The 10,193-nt window shown below is 52.8% G+C and carries 1 protein-coding gene; it reads right to left on the minus strand.

What is annotated here, in order from left to right; translation table 11 throughout:
• Positions 1-261 precede the first annotated feature (261 nt).
• Positions 262-10,193, minus strand: a 9,932-nt coding sequence (locus ACQW03_RS24815) for an amino acid adenylation domain-containing protein (RefSeq protein WP_441952271.1), incomplete at its 5' end; no start/stop codon positions are given.

Consider the following 10,193-nt stretch of genomic DNA (forward strand, 5'->3'; position numbering starts at 1 on the left):
TTCTAAATAAAGAAGACCCGCGTTTATTGAACCGTGGGTCTTCTTTTGTTAAAGTTCATTCAGCTTGTTCAACGTAATACCTTTTAAATAATCAAAACAATTCGTAACATAAAATGGAGCTAATCCATCTTATTGTTTATAATACTTGAATTTTCAAATGGAGTTGTTTTTGCTGTTTTTTTCAATGCAGGCAAGGGCAGTCGGACAAGCCGCCGCCCTCTGCACATGCAAAGTGAACTCATTGCATTTTAGAAAACTGATTTAGAAAACAAAATCGATGGAATCCGGCGAGAAGCCTTCTGGCTGCTCGTCCGTGTTCACTTGAATATCGCTTAACAGTAAATCTGGATCGGTTCCAATCTGGGACAGGATCGCTATCAAATCTCTGGTTAATCTCTCAATAGCGTCGCCCCCAAATAGCTTCGTGCAGTATTCAAAGGAACCCTTGATTTCCCCATCTTCATCACTCATGGACAAGGTCAAATCGAATTTGGAGATACGATGCTCCTGAACATACGGACTAAAGGACAGCGTCTCAAGCTGCGCTTCCGGCGACTCTGTATTTTCCAGTACAAACATGGTGTCAAACAACGGGTTACGGCTTGCATCCCGTGCTACATCCAGTTTTTCCACCAACTCTTCCAGTGGATAATCCTGATGCTCGAAGGCTTGCAACGTACGATCTCTGGCTTCCAGCAAGTAGCTGTGGAACGTTTGGTTGCCCTTCGGCTGATGCCGGATGGCTAGCGTGTTGACGAACATTCCGATCAGTGGCTCCAGTTCAGGCAACAAGCGGCCTGCTACCGGCGTACCGATGATCAAATCGTCCTGACCGCTGTATTTGGACAGCAGAACGGTGTAGGCGCTCAACAGCACCATGTACAGCGTACTTCCGGTCTGTGCCGCAATTCGGCGCAGTTGCTCGGATACATTCGCGTCCACTGTAAATTCATACATCGCACCCTCGAAGCTGCGAACAGCAGGTCTAGGATAAGCAATTGGCAAATCCAGTACCGGTAATGCTCCGGCTAAATGCTCCAGCCAGAAGTGTTCTCGGCGTTGGTATGACTCACGCTGCATCTCCTGCTGCTGCCACACGGCGTAGTCTTTGTACTGAATTTGCAGCGGCTCCAATTCCTGTCCCTCGTACAGTTGTACCAGCTCATGCACGATATTGTTAGACGATACACCGTCTGAAATAATATGGTGCATGTCGTACATCAGGAGATGGCGTTCTGGTCCGGTTTGAATGAGACGGACACGCAGCAGTGGTGCCTGGCGAAGATCAAAGCTACGGACAAAGGACTCGATATAGGCTTCGACTTCGGACTCCCTGGCCTGCAGGTGCTCTACTGCAAACTCCACTTGATCGTAAACCCGCTGAACGACCTCGCCTTCCAGCATTTCAAAGGAAGTCCGCAGCGTTTCATGGCGGGCTATTAACTGACGGAACGCATCCCCCAGCCGATCGGCCTGAAGCGGTCCCTCCACGGTTAATACACCCGGCATATTGTAACTGAGATCCCCACCTTCCAGATGGCTCAAAATGTACAATCGTTTTTGAGCCGAGGAAACCGGGTAGTACGCCTGTTGCGCCGCCGCAGGGATCACCGTATAGGTGTCTGTACCGTGCGTTGCGATGAGCTGGGCTTGCTGCTCAATCGTGAAGTGTTGGAACACCTCACGCAGCGTAATCCGGCTGTCCAGTTCCTGATGGATTTTGGCCACCAGCGTCGTTGCCCGCAGGGAGTGTCCACCCACGTCAAAGAATGAGTCGGTGACTCCTACGCTGGACAGCTTCAAGACATCCTGCCAGATTTGGGCTAGCTTGGTTTCCAGCGGTGTCCGCGGTGCAACGTACTCCAGGCCTCCTTCGAGGCGTGCTTCCGGTGCCGGCAACGCCTTGCGGTCGATTTTCCCGTTCGGTGTCAGCGGGAAACGATCCAGTTGTACCACATACGTCGGGATCATGTAATCCGGCAGCTTCGGCTGCAGCGCATTGCGCAGCTCCGGCAAACTCAGGGACTCTGAAGCTATGATATAGGCACACAGGTCCTTGTGTCCGTCTTCGTTTTCCCATGCTGTGACCACGGCTTTCTGAATGCCGTCCACGGTCAGCAGCTGCGCTTCCACCTCGCCCAGTTCGATCCGGTACCCCCGGATTTTCACCTGGTGGTCGATCCGGCCCAAATACTCAATACTGCCGTCTGGCATCCACCGTGCCAAGTCGCCCGTCCGGTACATCCGGTTTGCGTGATCCGCTGGATCAGCTGCTGCCGCATCAGCGAACGGATTCAGGACGAACTTCTCTGCCGTCAGCTCCGGCAGGTTCAGGTATCCTCGTCCCACACCTGCACCTCCGATATAAAGCTCACCTGCGATACCGATCGGTACCAGCTGTTGCTGGCTGTTCAGGATGTACACCGACTGGTTCGCTATCGGCGTTCCGATCGATACTGTGTGCTCCCCTTTTTCCAGCAGTACGTTCAGGGACTCCACATCTTCAATCGTATAAGCAGTCGCATCTACCGTCGTTTCGGTCGGGCCATACACGTTCGTAATGACTGGACGATACCCAGACCACTTGTGCAAGAACACATTTACCAGTTGCACGGATAATGCTTCGCCACCGATCAGGTAATGCTTCACTTCCGGCGCTTCCGTCACACTGACGCTTTCGTTCAAAATATGCAGATGCGCAGGTGTGCCGTCCGACAGATCAATTCGGTGCGTGCGGTAGTAGGCGATCAAATGCTCTCCGCTCAGACTGACGTCACGGGACACCACGTGCAGGGTGTGGCCTAACAGCAAGCTGGCAAAGATTTGCTTCACTGAAGCGTCAAATACAAATGCCGACAGCCATGCGACATGAAGCGGCTGTTCATAACGGCTGTATACGCGTTCCCATAAAGCATCTACCAGATTGCTAACACTGCCCTGCTCGATCATGACCCCTTTCGGCTGACCGGTGGTGCCTGACGTGTAAATCATATAGGCCAGGTTATGCGGGCGGGCAACAGGGATTAGATTGCTCGCATCCTGTGCTCCCAACTGAGCTTGAACGTCCTCGTCGTCAAGAACTACAGCTTGTACTAGGGATGGCAAGCTGAGCGACAGGGTGGCGACTCTACTTGTAATCACGACCTTGGCCCCACTGTCTTGGAGCATGTAGTCGATGCGCTCCTGTGGATACACCGTATCCATCGGCACATATGCGCCTCCGGCCTTAAGTACCCCCAGAATGCTCACCAGAATATCCGCAGAACGTTCCAGCAATACGCCAACCGGTTGATCTGCTTCGACCCCTTCCGCTCGTAACACACGAGCCAATTGGTTCGCCCGTTCATTCAACTCGGCATAGGTCAGTGCCGTGTCTCCAGACACGACTGCTACCCGCTCAGGGTTGCGCTTCGCTTGGTCTTCAAAGCGTTCGCTGAGCGAACGGCCTTGTAATGCTCCAAGCAGGCTGTGCGCATTCGGATCATTGAACACCTTCAGAATCTGCTCGGTTTCTTCTGCCGTAATCAACTCCAGCTCACCCAGCTTCGCATCCGGGTTCGCCGCGACGGCTTCAGCCAAGCGAACAAAGTGACGCGTCATCCGTTCTACCGTTTCGCGCTCGTACAACGCAGTTGCATACTGCAATCCGAACTGGATACCTGCCTCTTCCTCTCTGGCTTCCATCATCAAATCAAACTTGACTGGCGTTTGTTCCAAGCCATATGGACGGAAGCTTAGGTCCGCCAGCTGCAGCTCACCTTCCTCGGTGGTTTGCAGGGTAAACATCGTATCAAACAGCGGATGGCGGCTCATATCCCGCTTCACGTTCAGCTTTTCCACCAGCTCCTCAAACGGATAGTCCTGGTGCTCGTAAGCTTGCAGGGCACGCGTCTTCACATCCTCCACATAGCTTCGGAAGCTTTGCTCTGCCGTCGGATAGTTCCGCAATGCCAACGTTCCGACGAACATCCCGATCATTGGCTCCAGATCCGCATGCGGTCGTCCGGCAATCGGTGTGCCGACTACGATGTCCTCTTGCCCGCTGTATTGATGCAAGAGCGCGGTGTACGCTGCCAGCAGCACCATATACAGCGTAGAGCCTGTGTGCGCCGCCAGTTCCTTCAGACGTTCGCTGACTTCACGTTTCAGTCCAAACACCACCGTATCGCCTACCGTACTTCGTACCGCCGGACGGGCAAAGTCCGTAGGTACATCCAGCACTGGCAGCTCACCCCGGAAGGTGTCGAGCCAGTACGCTTCCTGACGTTGCATCCACTCTTGATGGGCTTCGCTTTGCTGCCATACCGCATAATCCTTGTACTGTATACGCATTGGCGAAAGCTCTTCACCGTCGTATAAGCGGACAAATTCATCGGTCAGTACTCCCATGGACACACCATCCGAAACGATGTGGTGCATATCGAGCATGAGTAAATGCTGCGGTTCCTGCTCGGTTCCTTGTACACCCAAATCTACCAAGCCTACCCGCAGCAGCGGAGCGGCTTGCAGATCGAACGGACGTACAAACTGCCGCACCCGTTCTTGTGCTTCCTGGCTGACCATCGTGTCTGTACTCGTGGTTGTGTCCTGATCTGTATCCGTAGTCGCATCTTCTGCCCGTACCTTTGTATATTCCACCTCAAACGGCACGGTGTCCTCAATCCATTGCATTGGCTCGCTGTCCACCAGTGCAAAGCGGGTACGCAAGGTCGCATGACGGGCGATTAATTGACGGAACGCGTCTTCTACCCGTTTCACATCCAGCGGACCGCTCACTTGCAGCACCGACGGCATGTTGTAGTTCACATCATTCGGGTCGAACTGATGCAGTACATACAGTCGTTTTTGCGCCGAAGATAACGGGTAGAAGTTGCGTTCTTCTGTTACCGGAATGGACGCATATGTTACTTGATCCAGATGTTCCAGTACGACTGCCAATTGTTCAATGGTTGGTGCTTCAAAAATACTGCGCAGTGGAAGCGGCTTGTTCAGCTCCTTGTGAATTCTCGAGGCTAGCGTCGTCGCCCGTAGCGAGTGTCCGCCAATCTCAAAGAAGTTTTCCTTCACACCGACCTGCGCCAGACCCAACACATCCTGCCAAATTTGTGCCAGTTTCACTTCCACCCATGTCCGCGGTGCGACATAATCCGCTCCGCTTTGCAGGCTGTCTTCCGGTGCTGGCAGTGCTTTGCGGTCGATTTTTCCATTCCGAGTCAACGGCATCTGCTCCAGCTGTACCAGATAGGAAGGGACCATGTAACCCGGCAGCTTCTGGCTCAAAGCGCTTCGCAGCTCACTTGCCACAACTTCCCCATCGGCGACCACATAAGCGCAGAGCTGCTTTTGCCCTTGCTCATCTTCACGTGCGATGACCACAGCTTCTCGCACTGCCTCCAGCTTCAACAGCTGCGTTTCTACCTCGCCCAGTTCGATCCGATAGCCCCGAATTTTCACCTGTGCGTCGATCCGTCCCTTATATTCCAGCGTCCCGTCTACATTCAAGCGTACCAGGTCGCCAGTGCGATAGCAGCGTTCTCCGCTGCGGAACGGGCTATCGATGAACTTTTCGGACGTCAGGTCTGGACGGTTGCGGTATCCACGTGCCACCCCGTCACCGCCGACGATCAGCTCACCCCATACCCCGACGGGCTGAAGCCGCATCGAACGATCCACGACATACGCTGTCGAATTATGGATCGGTCTGCCAATTGGCACCGATTCCGATTGCACACCAGTGATCGCATGCATTGTGGAAAAGGTCGTATTTTCGGTTGGGCCATAGATGTTACTGATCCGCAGGGACGGATGGGCCTCCAGCACCCGGTTCATATGTGGTACGGACATCACATCACCGCCGACCAGCAGCTCGCGTATTCCCTCGAACAGCGCCAGATCCTGCTGGGACAGCTGGTTAAAGAGCGGTGTGGTCAGAAACATCGTGGTAATGCCGTGGCTACGCACAGCTTCCTTAAGCTTGGGTGCGTCCAAAATGACATCCTGGCTCACTAGCACCAGCTGTCCACCATTCAATATCGCCCCCCAAATTTCGAAGGTGGATGCATCGAAAACAACAGCCCCTGTCTGCAAAATGCGCGTGTCGGCATCCAATTGCGCGTAGTTTGTATTTTTCACCAAACGTACGACATTACGATGCTCCACCATAACGCCCTTCGGCTGCCCCGTCGTACCCGACGTATAAATCACATACGCCAGATCGTTCGGACCAGACAACGGTTCCAGATTGGAACCATCCTCGTGATACACACTCTGTGCTCCATCCAGCACCAGCACGTTACCATCGAAGGCTACTTTATCCACCAAATGGTTTTGCGTTAACAATAGCTTCGCACCCGAGTCGTCCAGCATGTAGCGGATACGTTCCTCTGGATACGTCGGATCGATGGGCACATATGCACCCCCAGCCTTCAAAATGCCTAAGATACCCACGATCAAATCTACCGAACGCTCGGTCATCAGACCCACCAAACGATCCTTCGTCACGCCTTGGTTACGCAAGGTACGAGCCAAACGATTGGCGCGTTCATTCAGCTCGCGATAGGTCAACTGTTCTCCTTCGAAGAACAACGCTGCCTGCTCCGGTGTCTGCGCCGTTTGTGTCTCGAACAAGCCATGAATCGTTTGCTCGCTTGGATACTCAGCAGCTGTATTTCCCCATACGCTGAGAATTTGCTCACGCTCCTGCTCACTTACCATATCCAGCTCCTGCACTCGAATGTCTGGCTTCGCTACCACCTGCTCCAACAGCTGTATCAGATGGCCCTGAGTCCGTTCAACGGCTTCACGATCATATAACTTCGCATTGTATTCAAATCGGATTTTCATCGCTTCCTGCGGCATAACGACCAGATTGAAATCATAGTTGGTTTGTTCAATCATGCCGGCATTGCGAATTTCAAAATCCGACTCTGCACCTTCGCCAAGTTGCTCGACCTGCTCCTCCACCGGATAGTTTTCAAACACGATAATGTGGTTGATCAGATCTTGCTTTTGCTCGCTCAAGGCTTGAATTTCATACAGCGGATACGTTTCATAATCTTGAGAAGTCAGCGCCTGCTTCTGATTCGTTCTGATCATGTCGGCAAAGGTGTCCTCAGCCCCGCTGCGGATCCGTATTGGAATGGTGTTAATGAACAAGCCCACCATATTTTCGATCCCCGGAATATCCGCTGGACGACCAGACACTACACCGCCAAAAACAGCGTCGTCACTACCGTTGTACTTTTGGAGCAGCAATCCCCAGGCTGTTTGCAGCAACGTATTCGGGGTCACGTGGTACTGCTTGGCCACCATTTCCATACGTCCGGTCAAGTCCTTGCCCAGATCACACAGGATATGCTCAAATTGTGCACCGTCTGCTTTCACGCCTACTTTTCCGGTCGGAATCGAAGTTTGCTGATCATAGCCGAGCAAATAATCCTTCCAGTACGCAGCTGCTGCTTCTACATCCTGTGCTTCAAGCCACTCAATATACTGACGGATGGAGTAACGGGGAAGCTTCGGCTGTCTATGCTCCACGGCTGCAAAGTAAGCCTCAAACACCTCATCCGTGACTAATGCCACACACCAGCCATCCATCAAGATGTGATGAGAGCTCCACACAAAATAATAATCCTCATCACCTGTTCGTAAAATCGCCACGCGCATCAACGCATCCCGGGACAAATCGAATCCGGCTGCCTTGTCCTTGCGAATAAATTCCTTCACATACGCGTCACGCTCCTGCTCATTCAGATGACGCAAATCTTCACATCTAAAACCAACATCCTTGCGGCGGAAAATAACCTGCACAGGCTCATCCTGCCAACCGCTGATGAAATTGGCTCTAAATATCTCATGCCGCTGTGCCAAATGATTCAAGCTATCTTGGAAAATATTCGCTTGGAAGCGTCCATGCAAATCAAAGGTCGTTTGTTCAAAATAAGCACCTGACTCTGCATCCATCAGACTATGGAACAACATGCCTTTTTGCATCGGCGTCAGCGCATATACATTTTCCAGTTCCCCCATGTCACGAGTCCGCTCTACCAACTGATCCAGCTCGGCCATGGTTACATTTTTAAGCATGACATCGCTTGGCGTCAGCTCCTGCTGTTTGCGGCCTGTGCAATGCGCAATGATTTCCTGCAAACTGATTCGGAACGCTTCGGCTAGCTGCTCCATCGTTTCATGGCGATATTCCTGCTTACTGTAGCTGATCGTCAATTGCAGCTCGCCTTCGGAAATCAGTCCGTTCATATCCAGCGTGTGCGTTCTAGCTGCATGAGCGCTAAGCTCTGCACCGCTAGAATAAGGAGATACGCCAATGGATTGATTTTGCATATCTTGGTCAAATTGTCCCAAATAGTTAAAGCTGATTTCAGGTTCAGTTACAAAACGCTCTTGCTCACGTGCTGCGGACAGGTATCTCAACATCCCGTAGCCAATGCCCTTTTGCGGAATGCGGCGTAGTCCTTCTTTCACATGTTTGATGCGTTGTGAAAGGTCTTGCCCCACGCTCATATCCAGCACAACTGGGAATTGAGTCGTAAACCAGCCCACGGTGCGCGTAATATCCAGTTCTGGCAAAATGGACTCCCGTCCATGACCTTCCAGGCTCACAAGCACTCGTTCCAGACCGGCCCAGCGATGAATAGTCAGTCCCAATGCGGTAAGCAGCAAATCATTCATCTCCGTGTTGTAGGCACGATGCGCCTGTTTTAACAGCTGCTCCGTTTCCTGAGCTGTCCACGTGACCGTAATGTTCTCGCTGTCCCTATTTAAGGAATGAGAATGGGATTCGTCTTTTGGAAGCGGCTGATATATTCCCTGTTCCATTTCTTGCCAGAATGCGAGTTCTGCTGCCATGGCCGGACCGTTCGCATATTGAGACTGCCCATCCGCCCAGGTGCGGAATGAATCCGTTTTGTGCGGAAGACGAGCGGCTTGTCCGTTCAATGCCTGCTCGTAGGCTGTCGTAATATCCTCGAACAAAATGCGCCAAGATACGGTATCCACCACTAAGTGATGAATAGCCATCAGCAAATGATCTCCATCCGGGCAATGGAACAGCCCCAGCTTCACCAGCGGTCCTTCGCTTACATGAATACCCGCCTGAATTTCATTCACTTTGGCCTCGATCGCTGCAGATACCTCAGACTCATTTCTGAAGTCGGCCCGATCCAGTGTATACAGCTCGCCCTCCCCAACTGCACGGTTCCAAGCTTCATATCCGTGCTCACTAGGACGGAAAATGATACGCAGTGCGTCGTGATGGCTCACGACGTGATCCATCGCCGTGCGCAGGGCCGCTTCATCAAAACCGTCCTTGCTATGCAGCATAATGGACTGGTTATGATGATGAGCATCCGTCAGGTTCTGCTCAAAGAACCATTGTTGAACAGGTGTCAGTTTCACAGCGCCCACCACTTCGCTCTGATCCGCCAATCGGGTCACCGTTTGGACTTTCAGTGCCAATGCAGACACGGTTGGATGACTGAACAGGTCTTTCATCTCCAGTCGATAACCTGCTTGCAGCAAGCGGGATGATACTTGCAGCGCCTTGATCGAATCGCCACCCAGTTCAAAGAAGTTATCCTGCGTGCCTACCGCTTCCACGCCGAGCACCCCGGCCCATACCGCAGCCAATACTTGTTCCACCGTGGTACGCGGTGCCACATAGGCTGCGCCGGTATGGATGCTTCCTTCCGGTTCCGGCAAGGCCTTGCGGTCGATTTTGCCGTTGCTCGTCAGTGGGATCGTCTCCAGTCGCATCAAGCGTGCAGGTATCATATGCGCTGGCAGTCCTGCTTCCAGCTCGGTCTGTACCTCCTCAATCCGCAGCTCTGCTTCTCCTGTGATGTATCCGCACAAATACTTGTGTCCACGCTCATCTGTCCGGTCGATGACTACCGCTTGACGCACACCTGGCACCCGCTGGATCGCCGTTTCAATCTCGCCCAGCTCGATCCGGTAGCCCCGGATTTTCACTTGATAATCCATCCGGCCGATAAAGTCCACATTGCCGTCTGGCATCCACCGCGCCAAGTCGCCTGTGCGATACAATCGTTCACCCGGTACGTACGGGTTCGCTACGAATTTCTCGGCCGTCAGGTCGGCACGGTTCAGGTAGCCTCGTGCTACCCCGGCTCCGCCAATGCACAGCTCTCCCAACACGCCGATCGGCACCGGATTCA

The sequence above is a fragment of the Paenibacillus sp. DRB1-1 genome (genome assembly GCF_052119485.1).
GTDB classification, from domain to species: Bacteria; Bacillota; Bacilli; order Paenibacillales; family Paenibacillaceae; genus Paenibacillus; species Paenibacillus polymyxa_B.